This is a genomic window from Bradyrhizobium sp. 155, from assembly GCF_023101105.1.
GTDB lineage: Bacteria > Pseudomonadota > Alphaproteobacteria > Rhizobiales > Xanthobacteraceae > Bradyrhizobium > Bradyrhizobium canariense_D.
This window is the reverse complement of sequence record NZ_CP064704.1, coordinates 6,940,295-6,955,279: the sequence shown is the minus strand read 5'-3', so window position 1 is coordinate 6,955,279 and position 14,985 is coordinate 6,940,295. Positions and strand designations below refer to the sequence as shown.

The following is a 14,985-nucleotide window of genomic DNA, read 5'->3' as shown; positions in this document are numbered from 1 at the left end:
GTCCGGGGCACGAGACTAGGCCAGCGCCTCGAACCTGAATGCGTCCCCATCCCGCTTGATGTGCCCGGCCGAAAAGTGCCCGCCGATCACCAGCGTCGGGGTGTCGGCAAACCGGCCGAACAATTCGCGCCGCGTCGCGGCAGATTGGCTCTGATCGGAATCCGCGTTCGAGGACCAGCCGAGATGCGCCATCTGGCAGGGATGATGGGCGACGTCGCCCGTCAGCAGTCCCTGCTCGCCGTCCGACCGGATCAGAACGCTCATATGCCCGGGGCTGTGGCCGGGGGTTGGGATCATGCTGATCTCCTCGCTGAGCCGGTGGTCGCTCGCGACCAACTCCGCCCGGCCGGCATCGACGATCGGCTTCACGGAATCGACAAACACGGCCTGCTTGTCCGGCTCGGTGGAGTGGTCGCGCCAGTGCTGGTATTCGGTCTTGCCGAAGACGTAGCGCGCGTTGGGGAAGCTCGGCACCCATTTGCCGTCGACCCATTTCGTGTTCCAGCCGACATGATCGACATGAAGATGCGTGCACAGCGCGGTATCGATGCTGTCGGGCGGAAAGCCCGCCGCAATCATCGTCTCCAGGAATGGTGTGGTGCGATTGTTCCAGGTCGGGACGTTGCGGCCCTGCTTGTCGTTGCCAAGTCCGGTATCGACCACGATGCGGCGCGAAGGAGTTTCGAGCACCAGCGAATGGATCGACATTTTCAGCCGGCCTTCTTCCGTGGCGAAATGCGGGATCAGCCAGGGCAGCTTCCGGATTTCATCGTTGGTTGCTGCCGGGAGGATGAAGCGGGTTGAACCCACCGTCTCCATCTCGACGAGTTTGGTGATCTTGACCCTGCCGACTTTCCACTGCATCCGGCGCATCCCCATGTTCTTGTTTGATGTTCTTGCTTTGCGGGGGAACATGCGCAGTTTCGCCCTCAGGCGCAATGGATCATCTGACGCCGTGCGGCGTTATCGCGGGAACCCAGGGAAAGACAAAGGGCCAGCCATGCCAGAGCTTGCGATTTCCGCGGAGAAGGTCGCCTTCATCATCGAAAAGGCGCGTGAATTCGACGTCAAGCAGGCGGATTCCGATCCGGATTCCGGCTCGAATGCGACTGATGACGATGCGGTCGACGTCCTCGAGGATGACGGCTCCGATCCGGTCGTCAACGAACTCGGAAGTTTCATCGTGGCCATGAACGAGGACGAGCAGATCGATCTGGTCGCGCTGACCTGGCTCGGCCGCGGCGACGGCACGATCGACGATTGGGACGATTTGCGCGCACGCGCCGTGGAAGCACGCGCGGAGTATCGCAGTCCCCGGCGCGAGACGGCGCATTATCTGCTCGGTGAGCCGATGCTGGGCGATCTGCTCGCCGACGGGCTCGATGAATTCGGCGTCGACTGGACCGACGGAGACCTGGTGGCCGATTCATCCGCTCCAAGCCAGCGGGACGAAGACGAGATCACCAAGCAGCGGTGATTCCGGCCGATATCAGCGCGCGCAGTCGACCACCACGGTGCCGAGCTTGTCGCCTTTCTCGACGGCGACATGGGCCTGCGCCGTCTCCGACAGCGCAAACTGCGCCGCGACATTGTGGATTCGCGGCCCCGCTGCCAGCCATTTCGAGATGTCGGCCTGCGCCGCCGCAAGCAGCGCCGGCGGCAGCGCGAACAAGACGAGCGAGCGGAGCGTGATGCACTTCTCCATCAGCTCGCGCATCGGCACGGTCGGCGTGCGGTTGCCGTTCGTGGCGTAGACCGCGATTGTCGAATTCATGGCCATCAACTTCAGGGTCGTCGCGATGTTGCCGCCGAAATCGACATCGACCAATTGGTCGACCCCGCGTCCGCCGGTGAAGGCCATGGCCTTGGCAACGACATCTTCGTCCCTGTAATTGACCACGAGATCGGCACCGGCTTGTCGCGCATGCTCGCCTTTTATCGCCGAGCTGACGGTCGCGATCACCTGCGCGCCGCCCCATTTCGCGAGTTGCACGGCGTAATGTCCGACTGCACCCGCGCCGCCGGTGACCAGCACCGACTTGCCGACGATCGGCCCGTCCGCAAACAGGGAGCACCACGCCGTCATTGCGGGAATGCCCAGCGTCGCGCCTTCCGCAAAAGAGAGATTGTCCGGCAACGGCGTCACCAGATGCTCGGCAAGCGCGATATATTCGGCCGCGGTGCCAAAGGCGCGGCCGTTACGCTGGCCGTTGAACAGCCAGACCCTGTCGCCGATCTTGAACCGCGTCGCGCCATCGCCGATCTGGTCGATAAAGCCCGCGCCATCGCTGTTCGGAATGACGCGCGAAAATTCCTTGGCGCGATAGCCGCCCCCGCGCCGGCCGACATCGGCCGGATTGACGCCGGAGGCTTCCAGGCGAATACGAACTTCGCCTGGACCTGCGACCGGCGTGGCCATCTCACCATAGGTGAGGACGTCCGCCGCCGGTCCTGTCTCCTCGTACCAGACCGCCCTCACAGCGTTCCCGGGAAGGCACCGCCATCGAGCAGAAGGTTCTGCCCGGTGATGAAGCCGGCCTTGGCGCCGCACAGGAATGCGCAGGCATAGCCGAACTCCTCGGGATCGCCGAAGCGGCCCGCGGGATTGAGCTTGGCGCGCTCGGCCAGAACCTGGTCCGGCGTGATGCCGCGCTTCTCGGATTCCCCCTTCGCGGTGCTGCGCAGGCGATCGGTCTCAAACGGGCCCGGCAGCAGGCCGTTGATGGTGACGTTGTTGATCACGGTCTTGCGCGACAGGCCGGCAATGAATCCGGTGAGGCCGGCGCGCGCGCCGTTGGAGAGACCGAGGATGTCGATCGGCGCCTTCACCGCCGCTGAGGTGATGTTGACGATGCGGCCGAACTTGCGGGCCATCATGCCGTCCACCGTCGACTTGATCAGCTCGATCGGGGTCAGCATGTTGGCATCGATCGCCTTAATCCAGTCGTCGCGGGTCCAGTTGCGGAAATCGCCGGGCGGAGGTCCGCCGGCATTGTTGATCAGGATGTCCGGCTCGGGGCAGGCCTTGAGCACGGCCTCGCGGCCCGCCGGCGTCGTGATGTCGCCGACGATCTCGGTGACGGTCACATCAGGATAGGCTTTGCGGATGTCGTCGGCCGTCTTCTTCAGGGCCTCGGCGCCGCGCGCGGTCAGCGTGACGTGAACGCCGGCCTCGGCCAGCGAGATGGCGCAGGCGCGTCCGAGGCCTTTGCTGGATGCGCAGACGATGGCGCGGCGGCCTTTGATCCCAAGATCCACTGTTTCACTCCCGTAATGTCAGGCAGGTTTTTAGAGCCGCTATTCTAGCCAACCTTGGCGCCGCTGATAAGGGATTGGCTCGCATCAAAATGCATGCACGCTTGCGCGGCGATGCAAATGCGCCTCATCAGATGCGCCGCTCCTGCTTGAGACGGTCGATCGCGGAGGCCGCCTCCGGCGGCAGCGACTTGAAGCCCATCTGGCCGACCGTCGAGAACAGCGGCCGCAGATGCGAACCGGCGAGGAACGGCGGCTGCCGGTTGGCCGGCACGATCTGGTCGAACACCAGCACCAAGGTGGTGGCGACGAGGCCGACCCTGATGGCGCCGAGCGCGGCGCCGCCGAGGCGGTCGCCGATGCCGGCGTCGCGTATCGTGTCGCTCAGCGCCAGCCGGCCGAGATGTCCAAACAGCATGCCGACCACCACGAAGATGCCGAAGAACCAGATCCAGTTCTGCAGCAGCGGCGCATTCGGATTGCCCGCGACCTGCGGGACGATCAGCGGCATCAGCGCAACCGCGATGGGGGCGGCGAGGAGATAGGCCAGGATCGTCATGGCGCTGCCGAGCAGGCCGGTCCTGAAACCGAAGCCGATCGCGATGGCGAGCGCCGCATAGACGGCGAGATCGAAACTGTTCATGCGCGGGAGCCTGCCATGGAACGAGTGAACGCAGAACCGATCATTCCGGTTTCAGATCGTTAAAATCGTCTGTATTGATGGCCAAAACCGATGACCCCAAAGCTCAGGGACGCGCCCAATGTCAGACCTATTCGACGTCAGTCGAGAAACCATCCTCGTCACAGGTGCGAGCCAGGGCTTGGGGCGGCAATTTGCCCGGGTGTTGGCGGCACATGGCGCGGCCGTCGCGCTCGCGGCGCGGCAGACCGACAAGCTGAAGAGCCTGGAAGACGAGATCCGCGGCAAGGGCGGCCGCGCCGCCGCCGTCGCGCTCGACGTCACCGACATCGCATCGATCGCCAGGGACCTCGATGCCACGGAAGCCGCGCTCGGCCCGGTCACGGTGCTGATCAACAATGCTGGCATCGCGATCGAAAAGCTCGCGACCGAGCAGACCGAGGCCGATTGGGACGCGGTGATGGGCGCCAATCTCAAGGGCGCCTATTTCCTCGCGACCGAGATCGCGCGCCGCATGATCGCGAGCAAGCAGGCAGGCAACATCGTCAACATCGCCTCCGTGCTCGGCACCGGCGTGCTGAAGGCGGTGTCGCCTTACGCGATCTCCAAGGCCGGCATCATCCAGGCGACCAAAGCGATGGCGCTGGAGCTTGCGGGGCAGAACATCCGCGTCAACGCGCTGGCACCCGGCTACATCGACACCGAGATGAACCACGCGTTCTGGGCGACGCCGCCGGGCGAGCGCCTGACCAAGCGCATTCCCCAGCGCCGCATCGGCGCCGAGTCCGATCTCGACGGCGCGATCCTGCTGCTGGCCTCGAAGGCCTCGCGGTACATGACGGGCAGTGTGGTGACGGTGGACGGCGGGTTCTTGCTGAATTGAGAAGCTGCTATCGTCCCGGCCCCCCATGCGCAATTGCGCACTAGGCCGGGACGACGAGGTAGAGTCACCGCATCTCGCCCCTGATCATATCCGCCGCCTTCTCGCCGATCATGATCGCCGGCGCATTGGTGTTGCCGCCGATCAGTGTCGGCATGATCGAGGCGTCGACGACGCGCAGACCTTCCACGCCGTGCACCTTCAGCGCCGGATCGACCACGGCCATCGCGTCGGTGCCCATCTTGCAGGTGCCGACGGGGTGATAGACGGTGTCGACACGCGCGCGCAGGATGGCGCGGATATCGTCGTCCGTTCTCACATCGGACGTGAACATGTCCTTCTTCTGCAACGCGCGCATCGCGGGCGTCTCCATCAGCCTTCGCGTCGTCTTGAAGCCCGCGACCATCGTCTCGAGATCCTCCGCCTCGCCCAAGAAATTCGGATCGATCAGCGGCGCTGCCAGCGGATCGGCGCTTTTCAGCCAGACGCTGCCACGGCTCTTCGGCCGCAACAGGCAGACATGGCACGAGAAGCCCGCCTCCTTGTGCTTCTTGCGGCCGTGGTCGTCGAGCGTCGCGATGATGAAGTGCAGCTGGATGTCGGGCACATCGAGGTCGGCCCGGGTCTTCAGGAAGCCGCCACACTCGGCGAAATTGGTGGTCATCAGGCCGCGCCGCTCCCGGCGGTATCGTTGGATGGCGCGGAGCAGGGATGGTAGCCGGCCGAGCGACGAATGGACGAAGTGTGGATAGTCGGAGGCGTAGACGAACACGAAATCCGGATGATCCTGCAGATTGCGTCCTACGCCCGGCAAATGATGCACGACGTCGATCCCGTGGGCGGCAAGCGCCTTGCCGTCGCCTATGCCCGACAGCATCAGCAATTGCGGTGACTGGAAGGCGCCGGAGGCGAGGATCACCTCGCGACGGGCGCGTAGCTTCTTTGTCTGCTTGCCCTGGACATATTCGATGCCGACCGCGCGCCCACTTTCGAACAGGATGCGCGTGGCATGCGCCTGCGTCTCGACACGCAGATTGGGGCGCTTGTCCATGTGGGGATGCAGATAGGCGCGCGCCGCGCTCCAGCGCTCACCATTGTGCTGGGTCACCTGGTAGCTGCCGAGCCCTTCGTGATCCTCTTCATTGAAGTCCTCGCGGATGCGGAACTGCGCCTCGCGGGCGGCCTGATGGAAGATGTCGTGGATCGGATTGTCCGCGCGCAGTCTGTTGACATGCAGCGGGCCGCCCTTGCCATGATAGGCGCCGTCGAAATCGGCGTTGTTCTCCGAGCGGTTGAAATAGGGCAGCACGTCGGCATATGACCAGCCGGCATTGCCGAGCGAGGCCCAGTGGTCGTAGTCCCATTTGTTGCCGCGGATATAGACCATGGCGTTGATCGCCGAGGATCCGCCGAGTCCCTTGCCGCGCGGTTGATAGCCGATCCGGCCGTTCAATCCCTTCTGCGGCACGGTATCGAAACCCCAGTTCGCCGCCTTGTATGGCAAAGCCAGTCCGAACGGCGTGGTGATCCGCCAATTGTCGTTCCGACCGCCGGCATCGAGCAGCGCCACGGATGTCCCCGCATCCTCCGACAGCCGCCCCGCCACCGCGCAGCCGCCGGAGCCCGCGCCCACGACGACGAAATCGAATGTGTCCGTCACTGATGTTTCCCCCTGCATTCATTCTTTCCGTCATTGCGAGCGCAAGCGAAGCAATCCAGACCTTTGCCGCGGAGGGATTCTGGATTGCTTCGCTGCGCTCGCAATGACAGGTGCTGAAACCTACGACACGAATCGCATCATCTTCTCCAGCCGCGCGATCTTGCCGCCATAAGGCGGATAGAGGTCGGCGAGGCGGTTGAATTTCGAGCGGTAGAACACCGGCTTCAGCTTGCCGAACGTGCGAAAGCCCCATTCGCCGTGATAGGCGCCGGTGCCGGATGCGCCGACGCCGCCCAACGGCTGGTTGATTTGCGCGAAGTGGAACAGACAGTCGTTGACCGTGACGCCGCCGGAGACGGTGCGCGCCAGCACCTCGTCGCGCGCAACGCGGTCCTTGCCGAACCAGTACAACGCCAGCGGCCGGTCGCGGGCGTTGACGAAGGCGATGGCGTCGGCCGGGTCGCGATAGCCGAGCACGGGGAGCACGGGGCCGAAAATCTCCTCCTGCATGGCCGCCATGTCTTCGCTCGCGCCCACGATCAGCGTCGGCGGGAATTTGCGGTGCGCCTTCCAGTTGGGATCGTCCGGCTTCGCCGGCTGCAGGATCTTTGCGCCGCGACGTGCCGCATCGGAGACGAGATTTTCCAGCCGCGCATAATGCCGGTCGGAGATCACGGAGGTGTAGTCCTTGTTCGAGGGGTCGGTGCCGAACATGCGTCGCATCTGCGCGCGAACTTTTTCGGCAAAGGCCTGCAACGCGCGCTCGGGCACCAGCACATAGTCGGGCGCGATGCAGGTCTGCCCGGCATTGAGCAGCTTGCCGTAGGCGATGCGCTCGGCGGCCTCTTCGAGATCAGCCGAGGCGTCGATGATAACAGGCGACTTGCCGCCGAGCTCGAGCGTGACGGGCGTGAGGTTACGCCCCGCGGCCTCCGCCACCAGCCGCCCCACCCGGGTCGAGCCGGTGAACACGAGATGATCGAACGGCAGATGCGCGAAGGCCTTTGCGACCTCGTCTTCGATGCCGGTGACGAGCAATTCCGCAGCGTCGAACCGCTCGGCGACCGTCTCCTTCAGCAGCGATGAGAAGTGCGGCACAAGCTCGCTCGGCTTGATAATGACGCGGTTGCCGGCGGCGAGCGCGCCGATCGCGGGCGCGAGCGTCAGCTGCAGCGGATAATTCCAGGGCGCGATGATGCCGACGACGCCGAGCGGCTGCGGCATCAGCCGGTTGCGCGCGGGCAGGAATTGCAGCGCCGTCGAAACGCGCTGCGGCGCCATCCAGCTCTTGAGGTGCTTGGTGGCATGACGGATCTCGGAGAACACCATCATGGTCTCGGCGATATTGGTCTCGACCGCGCAGCGGTGACCGAAATCGGCCGAGATCGCCTGCCGGAAGCGCTCCTCGTTGTCGGCGACGACAGTGCGCAACCGCGCCAGGCGGTCGAGCCGCTCGGCGAGGCCAGGCGCCGGCTCGGCCCGCGACCGCTCGACCATGGCATGGAAGGCGTCTTCGAGGCCCCGAAGCGGGGCGCTCGGCGGGGGGCGATCTGAGGGGCGATCCAAGGCGTGGTCCATGGCGTTCTCCCCCATTAAGTGGCGTTTCCGCCTGGTTTTGTTGCCGCAAGCTGGCCCCTTGTGGAACTTCTGGCAAGGGCCGGCCAAATAGGCCGCAAATTCGTCCACCGCGCTGTCATAAAGTCGAAAAAAACGTTCTCGCAGCCCTTTCCAAAGGCACCCCGGGTTGGTACATACCGCCCGCACCCAACGGGCTTTGCCCGGGGTTGCCTTCCAAGGAAGCCTTCGGGACGGACGAAGCAAGCCACGCGAACAGCGCCGGCCCTTCATTCACCGTCCCCGGCGCTTTCACGAAGGCAAAGCAACGGTTAACGCGGGGTGGAGCAGCCCGGTAGCTCGTCAGGCTCATAACCTGAAGGTCATAGGTTCAAATCCTATCCCCGCAACCAAGTTCGGACCTTACCGGTCCCGATCCGAAAATGGCCCGCTTCACGCGGGCCATTTTTGTTTTGGCCGCGCTCCGGTGGAAACGTCGGTCGCACCTTGCGCAAGAGTGGGGAACGGCTCACTCCGGATAGCTAAGGATCATTTTCAGCAGCTTCGGAAACCGCGCATTGATGTCCTCCTCGCGTAGGACATTGCGGTGCTGGACGCCTTGCTTTGAGGTCCGGATCAGGCCGGCCTCGCGCAGGATGCGAAAATGGTTCGACAGAGTCGACTTCGCCATGTCAGGGCAGGGCGCCGCCTCGGTGCACGACATGCAATCACTCTGTGCGGCCAGGCTTTTGACGATCCGCAGCCGCATAGGGTCCGCGAGCGCTCCCAGCACCCCAGCCAGTGAAATCTCGCTCCGCGATGGGTGAACGAACTGCACCATGCACAAAATATAGCACCTCCCTTGAACTCATTCAATAGTTCACTAATATTGAACTATTGAATATCGGCGTCGCGCCGGATGATGGAGAATGTGATGACCAAGAGACTCGAAGGAAAAGTTGCGCTCGTGACCGGCGCATCCAAAGGCATCGGTGCCGAAATCGCCGCGCGGCTCGCGGCCGAGGGCGCGGCGGTCGCCGTCAACTACAGCTCCAGCAAGCAGGCCGCCGACCGCGTCGTCGCCGCCATTGTCGCCAAGGGTGGCAAAGCCGTCGCGGTCGACGGCAATCTGGCCGATGCCAAGGACGTGAAAAGTGTAGTCGCGGAAACCGTGAAGGCGCTCGGTGCGATCGACATCCTCGTCAACAACGCGGGCGTTTACGAGTTCGCGCCGCTCGAGGCCATCACGCCGGAGCATTTCCACAAGCAGTTCGATCTCAATGTGCTGGGCCTCCTCCTGGTCTCAGGAGAGGCGGCGCGGCACTTCAACGCCAATGGCGGAAGCATCATCAACATCAGCTCCGCGGCGTCGACTCTCGCGCCGCCGAACGGCGCCGTCTACTCCGCCACCAAAGCATCGGTGGATGCGATCTCCGCCGTGCTGGCCAAGGAACTGGCGCCGCGCAAGATCCGCGTCAACGCCGTCAATCCCGGCATGATCGTCACCGAGGGGGTCGTGTCCGCCGGCCTGCACGAGGGCGACATGCGAAACTGGATCGAATCCACCACTCCGCTTGGCCGAGTCGGCAAGGTCGAGGAGATCGCTGCCGCGGTGGCCTTCTTCGCTTCGGACGACGCATCCTACGTCACGGGCGAGACGCTTCACGTCGCCGGCGGCCTTCGCTGAATTTGTTGGTTTACAGAAGGAAATGGCACGCCTTGCGCGCGCCATTTTTTGTTTTGGGGCGTCCTCGATCATGCATGTCCTGCTTGGCTGAGCTTGGGTTCGTTCGGACCATGCCGAAGCGCGTCCCGTCGCCGTCGGTGGAGCTGCCAAGCGTAAGCGCGATCAGCCCAGAGCATGCCATCCGGGAAGGAACCCAGGATGGCGCCGGGCGTCAACACGAGGACACCGGGCCCGTCCGGTGCTCGCTTGTTGGCTTGCCGTCGTTCGGAAGGAGAGGGCCAATGCAGTTCGAGGATTTCGACGCCGCCGATGTTCAGGCGGACGAGGCCCGGATCTTCATCCGTCGGGCCGGTTCGGGGCCGGCCGTTCTCCTGTTGCACGGATTTCCGCAGACGCATCTGATGTGGCGAGACGTTGCGCCGTTGCTCGCGCAAAACTTCACCGTGGTCTGCGCCGATCTTCGCGGATATGGCCGGAGCGATTGTCCTCCCTCCAGTCCGGACCATGCGCCATATGCAAAACGAGCAATGGCAAACGACATGGTGTCCGTCATGACGAAACTCGGCTTCGACCGTTTCTCGGTCGCGGGCCATGATCGTGGCGGCCGTGTCGCCTTTCGGCTCGCGCTTGATCACCGCGAACGCGTGCAGCGGCTTGCCGTCCTGGATGTCGTTCCTATTGCCGACGCCTGGGAGCGCGCCGACAAGAACCTGACGGTCGGCTATTGGCCGTGGTCGTTGCTTGCGCAGCCTGAACCTCTTCCCGAGCGGTTATTGTCGGCAGCCCCCGACGCCATCATCGACAATGCGCTGCATGGCTGGGGGTCTTCGGCCGGCAGCTTCAGTCCGGCGGTGCGAGCAGCCTATATCGACGCGTTGAGCGATGAGGCGCATGTTCACGCGATCTGCGAGGAATATCGTGCGGCCGCGACACTCGATCACGCGCACGATGTGGCGGACCGTCGTTCCGGCCGCCGAATTGACTGCCCTGTGCTCGTGCTCTGGAGCGGTCGCGGCCCCCTCAACGCGTGGTATGCGAGCGAGGGCGGCCCCTTGGGGCTCTGGCGGGCGTGGGCAGATGACATCGACGGAAAGCCGCTTGATGGCGGGCACTTCTTCCCGGAGGAGCTTCCGCAGCAGACTGCGTACGAGCTGAACCGGTTTTTTGGAGGCGGTGGATAGGACCAGCGTCTTGGCAGTGCTGCTTCCTTCGACAGCACGGTCTTGGCAAGCGCGAGGGCTGCCCCCTTGGGGCGAACGGCGATCGGAAGCAAACATTACGCCCGCGCCAGTCGCGCGGGCGTGATGCGTCTTGCGTACTACAGAATGCGTCAGGATCTGTGCGGACAGACCATCGTCAGATTGAGCAGCGTCGGCTTGTCCGAGCCCTTCTTGTAGTCCCACTCCAGCCGGATCTCGTGCCGGTGCGCGAAAGCGTCGCTGGCTTCGTGGGTGATGATCTTCGTCTTCATCGGGATTGGCGGCTCGGAGTTGAAGCATTTCCGGACGCAGGCATCGAGCAGATCGCATCGCGTCAGCGGAATGACGCCCGGCTCATCCCTGGACAGGGGGACTGTGTTCGGCTGGGTGCTGAGGTCGACGCGGGCCCGGCCCTTTTCCTTGTGCCAGTACTTGGCGCTGCCCTGCGGCCAGTTCGATGCCGGGTTCAGAATCAAATGGTACTGGCCGTATTCCAAGGTCGGCAGGTCGATGTCCTCGGACTCCTTGAGCTTCGCGACGCTCTTCTTCATGTTCGCCAAAGGATAGTAATTGCTATTCATCAAGTCTCGAAATGCCTTGCCGCTATATACCAGTCCGGCCATCGCCTCTTTCCTTCATATGTCTGTTTGTCAAAATCTCTGGTGCGGTGGCCGAAAATACGCGTCACGCTACGGCCGATCACGCTGTTTGTTGTGCGCCCTCAACGCTACCACTCAGGAATGTATTTCGTCCAGAGAGCCTCCATCCCGTAACGTCGCCTATGTCGCAAGCCCAATTGCCATGCACTTTCCTATAGGTATTGTTGGGTCGAACGCCTCGCGGGGATTGGGGTGAGGCTGCCGAGGCAGTGGTTGAAGGCGCTGGAATGCATTGCTTCGCTTGTCAGTCGGCGATTGGTCCGGGCGACCGCTGGTGCTCCAAATGCGGAGCGGCGGTGCGCCAGCCCGTCGACCCCGACAGCGAACGACGCTTTGTGACGATTCTGCGTGCCGACGTCGTCGATTCCACAGGTCTTGTTGCCGAACTGGAGCCGGAGGCGGCGGTGTCGCGCCTCGAGCCTGCTCTTGCGGCGATGAGAGGCGCGGTGCGCCAGTTCGGCGGCATCGTCAGCAAGGAGTTGGGTGACGGGTTGGCCGCCGTCTTCGGCGCCCCGATCGCCGACGACAACCACGCGCCCTTAGCCTGCCACGCGGCCATCGAGCTGGTCCGGCGTGTTGGCAGTCTGGGCGATCCAGGACTTCAAGTCCGGGTCGGCCTGCACTCGGGTCATGTGGTGGCCTACATGGTCGCGAGCGAATTTTCCAAGGTCTACGAGATCGGCGGCGCAGCCCAGCACCTCGCGGCTCGGCTGGAGACGGCAGCCGAGGCGAACCAGATCTATGTCTCCGAAGCCTGCCAGGAGCTGGCGGACGGACACGTCCGCTTTGAATTCCTTGGCCGCAAGGCGCTCCGTGGTTTCGGCGAGCCCCTGCCTGTCTACCGGGTGATGGGTGCGAGTGATCTGTCGAGCTGGCGGGTCCGACGTGCGCGGAGCGTTTCCAGATTCGTCGACCGCACGACGGAGCGGGCGTTGTTGTGGCGCGCTGCGGATAGGGTTGCTGCCGGCCGGCAGACGGTTCTGCTGATGGGTGACGCCGGCATTGGCAAGTCTCGGCTTGCGCATGAATTCGCGCAGGACCTCCGGGCTGGCGGCTGGCGGCTGATCGATGTCGAGTGCAGCCCAAATCTCCAGGGTGCGCCGTACAGCGCGCTCAAGCGCCTGTTGCTCTCGATCCTCGATACGTCAGCAAGAGATCAGACCAAGACGGATGATCCCAGAGACGAATTGCCGGTGGTGCAACAGCGGGCTCTCGACGCGATCCTGGATTTGCCGGTTTCCGATCCGCAATGGGATGAATTGGAGCCTCACGCGCGCGGTCGTGCGATTTCAGACGCAAGCTGTGCGATCATCGAGAGCGTCGCCCGTCGTCAGCGTACGATCCTTTTGATTGAGGACCTGCACTGGATGGATCGGGCCAGCGATGCGGTCGTCGCGACCCTTTCGGGGCTGCAATGCCCTGATTTGCTTGTGCTGCTGACGACGCGGCCCAATGGAATGCCGGTGTGGATCGCGAGCTGCCGCGCGGAAATCGTGGCGATGCGGCCTCTCGATGACAATTCGGGGCTGGCCATGCTCGCGGACATGCTTGGTCCCGCCACGACCAACGAAGACCTGAAGAATCGGATCATCTCTCATACGGCCAACGTTCCGCTGTTCATTGAGGAGGTCTGCCGCAGTTTGAAGGACAGCGGCATGCTTCTTGGCCAGTGGGGCGACCTTTCCCTTGCGCGTCCTGTGGACGAACTCGGCATCCCCAGCAGCATTCAGGGTGTGATCGCGGCGCGGCTGGATCGTGTGTCACGACAGGAACGATCGCTTCTCCAGATCGCCGCGGCGCTTGGACCCCGGGCCGACCAGGCCACACTGCGAAGAGTAGCGGCCGTGCCGGAAGACGTCCTGCAGGATTGCCTCACCGCGCTCGACCGGGCCGAGTTGCTCGTCAGGATCGACAGTGAGTTGGAGGATTCGCTCGAGTTCCGGCACGAGATGGTCAGGCAGGTGACCTACGATTCGATGGTCGAGAAGGTGCGGGAAAGCATCCATGCCAGCATTCTGGCGGCTCTCGAGACCGACGAGGCGTGGACCGACGGTCCGGATACGCTCTGCTATCACGCGACCCGAGCGAAGGATTGGCGGAAGGCTTTTCAGCATGGCAGGAGCGCGGCTCGAAAATGTCTGGTGCGCTCGGCCTTTGCCGAAGCGGTCGATTATTTCGAGATCGCGATGGGTTCTCTCGACAAGATCCCGGTGACGCACGCGCGCGAAACGGACGCCATCGACCTGCGGATGGAGGCGCGATTGGCCTTTGCCGGGTCGGGGCGTGTCGCCGAAGCCCTGGATTTGGGGAGCGAGGCCGAACGGCGAGCCGATGCGATTGGCGATATTGAACGCAAGGTCGCGGCCATGACCATGAGAGCGGGTGCCCAGAATTTCTATGGAACGCCGGTTGAAGCTGTCACGATCGGGGAAGATGTGGTGCATCTGGCGGAAAGCTCGGGAAATCCCGCTTGGCGTAATCTCGCGCAATACAGTCTCGGGCAGGCCTATTTTCTTTCCGGCCGCTACGATCGCGCCGAGAAGATGCTGGCCACCGCCCGCGTCCACCTTGCGGGTCTGACCGCGAGTGCTCCGATCGGCACGACCCCACGATCTTTGCTCCTGCTTTGCTGCATGATGAACAGCGTCACTCACACGGTGATGGGCCAGATCGATGCCGCCGAGCAGCTCCAGCAGCAAGCCGCAGCGATCGCGGAGGAGACCGGCCGCCCCTACGACCGCGTCGCCGCGGCCTATAGCGGCGGCTGGCTGATGCTCGGCCGCGGCGAGCCGGCGGCGGCCGCGGCCATTCTCGAGAATGGTTTTGTCCTGGCGCAGAAGCACGGCATCCGGCTGTTCGTGCCGGTGCTCGCCTGCCATCTCGGCATGGCCTATCTGGAGCAGGGGCTGTTTGACCGGGCGCGCGGCATGCTGACGGAAGCGCGTGAGGAAGCGAAGGCGGTCGGCTATACCTCGGCGGTGCTTCGCAGCTCGATCTACCTGGCGCTCGCCACCCACCGTCTCGGCGACGTCCAGGCCGCGCAGAACATGCTGCGCGAAGCGCGCAACACCGCGCGGCAACAGGGGTTCTCCGGCCTGGAGGCGGAGGCGCTGTTCGGCGAGGCCGTGGTGACGCCGCCGTCGGATCCGGAGGCCAGGGCGGCGATCCTGAGCGCCCTGCGCGCGACCATCGCGATCGCCGCCGAGAGCGGCGCGCTGCCGCTGCGCCACAAGGCCGAGGCGATGCTCAACGAGATGCAGGCGACGGGTGACGAGCTCAGCTGACGGCAGCGGCGGCCGGGCCGCTATCGGGGCCGAAATCTGCCCGACGCGTCAAATAAATTAAGCAGGCGCCGCAAGGAGTTAGCTACTGTGCATGGGGTTGTTTTCGCCCTTTATCTTGAAGGGCCCTTCATGGTGCAGCGCGGAGGACGGCACGCTTGTGCCGCCCG

Annotated in this window: 13 protein-coding genes and 1 tRNA gene; 6 read left to right on the top strand and 8 right to left on the bottom strand. The window is 64.0% G+C overall.

Annotated features, from left to right (window positions below):
• Window positions 1-15: 15 nt before the first annotated feature.
• Window positions 16-864, bottom strand: a complete 849-nt coding sequence (locus IVA93_RS33295; protein ID WP_247789482.1) for an MBL fold metallo-hydrolase — start codon at window positions 862-864, stop codon at window positions 16-18.
• 136 nt (window positions 865-1,000) lie between these two features.
• Here IVA93_RS33295 and IVA93_RS33290 point away from each other — a divergent pair, with 136 nt between their 5' ends.
• Window positions 1,001-1,477: a DUF3775 domain-containing protein gene (locus IVA93_RS33290; RefSeq protein WP_018457565.1), complete on the top strand. Its 477-nt coding sequence runs from the start codon at window positions 1,001-1,003 to the stop codon at window positions 1,475-1,477.
• Window positions 1,478-1,489: 12 nt separating this feature from the next.
• Here the strand turns inward: IVA93_RS33290 and IVA93_RS33285 are convergent, their stop codons facing one another.
• From IVA93_RS33285 to IVA93_RS33275, 3 genes are all read right to left on the bottom strand, one after another.
• Window positions 1,490-2,479: an NADPH:quinone reductase gene (locus IVA93_RS33285; RefSeq protein ID WP_018457564.1), complete on the bottom strand. Its 990-nt coding sequence runs from the start codon at window positions 2,477-2,479 to the stop codon at window positions 1,490-1,492.
• Window positions 2,476-3,258, bottom strand: coding sequence for an SDR family oxidoreductase (locus tag IVA93_RS33280; protein ID WP_007605221.1), 783 nt, complete (start codon window positions 3,256-3,258; stop codon window positions 2,476-2,478). The genes IVA93_RS33285 and IVA93_RS33280 overlap by 4 nt, the downstream gene beginning before the upstream one ends.
• A 127-nt stretch (window positions 3,259-3,385) precedes the next feature.
• Window positions 3,386-3,898, bottom strand: coding sequence for a CvpA family protein (locus IVA93_RS33275; RefSeq protein WP_018457563.1), 513 nt, complete (start codon window positions 3,896-3,898; stop codon window positions 3,386-3,388).
• Window positions 3,899-4,016: 118 nt separating this feature from the next.
• Between IVA93_RS33275 and IVA93_RS33270 the strand changes: the two genes are divergently transcribed.
• Entirely contained in the window at window positions 4,017-4,778 is a 762-nt protein-coding gene (locus tag IVA93_RS33270) for an SDR family oxidoreductase (RefSeq protein WP_247789480.1), read from the top strand.
• A 64-nt stretch (window positions 4,779-4,842) separates the two neighbouring features.
• On the opposite strand, the gene IVA93_RS33265 is transcribed toward IVA93_RS33270, so the two are convergent.
• Complete coding sequence (locus IVA93_RS33265) at window positions 4,843-6,435, bottom strand: GMC family oxidoreductase (RefSeq protein ID WP_247789478.1); 1,593 nt, start codon at window positions 6,433-6,435, stop codon at window positions 4,843-4,845.
• A 120-nt stretch (window positions 6,436-6,555) separates the two neighbouring features.
• Window positions 6,556-8,013, bottom strand: coding sequence for a coniferyl aldehyde dehydrogenase (locus IVA93_RS33260; protein WP_247789476.1), 1,458 nt, complete (start codon window positions 8,011-8,013; stop codon window positions 6,556-6,558).
• A gap of 312 nt (window positions 8,014-8,325) precedes the next feature.
• Here IVA93_RS33260 and IVA93_RS33255 point away from each other — a divergent pair.
• Window positions 8,326-8,402 (top strand) — tRNA-Met (locus IVA93_RS33255).
• A 116-nt stretch (window positions 8,403-8,518) separates the two neighbouring features.
• Here IVA93_RS33255 and IVA93_RS33250 read toward each other — a convergent pair.
• Window positions 8,519-8,830: an ArsR/SmtB family transcription factor gene (locus IVA93_RS33250; protein ID WP_026233807.1), complete on the bottom strand. Its 312-nt coding sequence runs from the start codon at window positions 8,828-8,830 to the stop codon at window positions 8,519-8,521.
• A 93-nt stretch (window positions 8,831-8,923) separates the two neighbouring features.
• Between IVA93_RS33250 and IVA93_RS33245 the strand changes: the two genes are divergently transcribed.
• Both IVA93_RS33245 and IVA93_RS33240 read left to right on the top strand, forming a co-directional pair.
• Window positions 8,924-9,676, top strand: a complete 753-nt coding sequence (locus tag IVA93_RS33245) for an SDR family NAD(P)-dependent oxidoreductase (RefSeq protein ID WP_247789474.1) — start codon at window positions 8,924-8,926, stop codon at window positions 9,674-9,676.
• A gap of 281 nt (window positions 9,677-9,957) precedes the next feature.
• Complete coding sequence (locus tag IVA93_RS33240) at window positions 9,958-10,857, top strand: alpha/beta fold hydrolase (RefSeq protein WP_018459437.1); 900 nt, start codon at window positions 9,958-9,960, stop codon at window positions 10,855-10,857.
• 149 nt (window positions 10,858-11,006) lie between these two features.
• Here the strand turns inward: IVA93_RS33240 and IVA93_RS33235 are convergent, their stop codons facing one another.
• Window positions 11,007-11,498, bottom strand: coding sequence for a hypothetical protein (locus IVA93_RS33235; RefSeq protein ID WP_018459438.1), 492 nt, complete (start codon window positions 11,496-11,498; stop codon window positions 11,007-11,009).
• A 263-nt stretch (window positions 11,499-11,761) separates the two neighbouring features.
• Here IVA93_RS33235 and IVA93_RS33230 point away from each other — a divergent pair, with 263 nt between their 5' ends.
• On the top strand, window positions 11,762-14,818 hold the full coding sequence (locus tag IVA93_RS33230) for an ATP-binding protein (protein WP_026233809.1): 3,057 nt from the start codon (window positions 11,762-11,764) through the stop codon (window positions 14,816-14,818).
• Window positions 14,819-14,985: the final 167 nt, after the last annotated feature.

What these genes read in the sequence shown, in the direction of transcription:
- IVA93_RS33295 (WP_247789482.1), bottom strand. Translation starts at nt 864, where the DNA reads ATGCAGTGGAAAGTCGGCAGGGTCAAGATCACCAAACTCGTCGAGATG.
- IVA93_RS33290 (WP_018457565.1), top strand. Translation starts at nt 1,001, where the DNA reads ATGCCAGAGCTTGCGATTTCCGCGGAGAAGGTCGCCTTCATCATCGAA.
- IVA93_RS33275 (WP_018457563.1), bottom strand. Translation starts at nt 3,898, where the DNA reads ATGAACAGTTTCGATCTCGCCGTCTATGCGGCGCTCGCCATCGCGATC.
- IVA93_RS33270 (WP_247789480.1), top strand. Translation starts at nt 4,017, where the DNA reads ATGTCAGACCTATTCGACGTCAGTCGAGAAACCATCCTCGTCACAGGT.
- IVA93_RS33260 (WP_247789476.1), bottom strand. Translation starts at nt 8,013, where the DNA reads ATGGACCACGCCTTGGATCGCCCCTCAGATCGCCCCCCGCCGAGCGCC.
- IVA93_RS33250 (WP_026233807.1), bottom strand. Translation starts at nt 8,830, where the DNA reads ATGGTGCAGTTCGTTCACCCATCGCGGAGCGAGATTTCACTGGCTGGG.
- IVA93_RS33245 (WP_247789474.1), top strand. Translation starts at nt 8,924, where the DNA reads ATGACCAAGAGACTCGAAGGAAAAGTTGCGCTCGTGACCGGCGCATCC.
- IVA93_RS33240 (WP_018459437.1), top strand. Translation starts at nt 9,958, where the DNA reads ATGCAGTTCGAGGATTTCGACGCCGCCGATGTTCAGGCGGACGAGGCC.
- IVA93_RS33235 (WP_018459438.1), bottom strand. Translation starts at nt 11,498, where the DNA reads ATGGCCGGACTGGTATATAGCGGCAAGGCATTTCGAGACTTGATGAAT.
- IVA93_RS33230 (WP_026233809.1), top strand. Translation starts at nt 11,762, where the DNA reads ATGCATTGCTTCGCTTGTCAGTCGGCGATTGGTCCGGGCGACCGCTGG.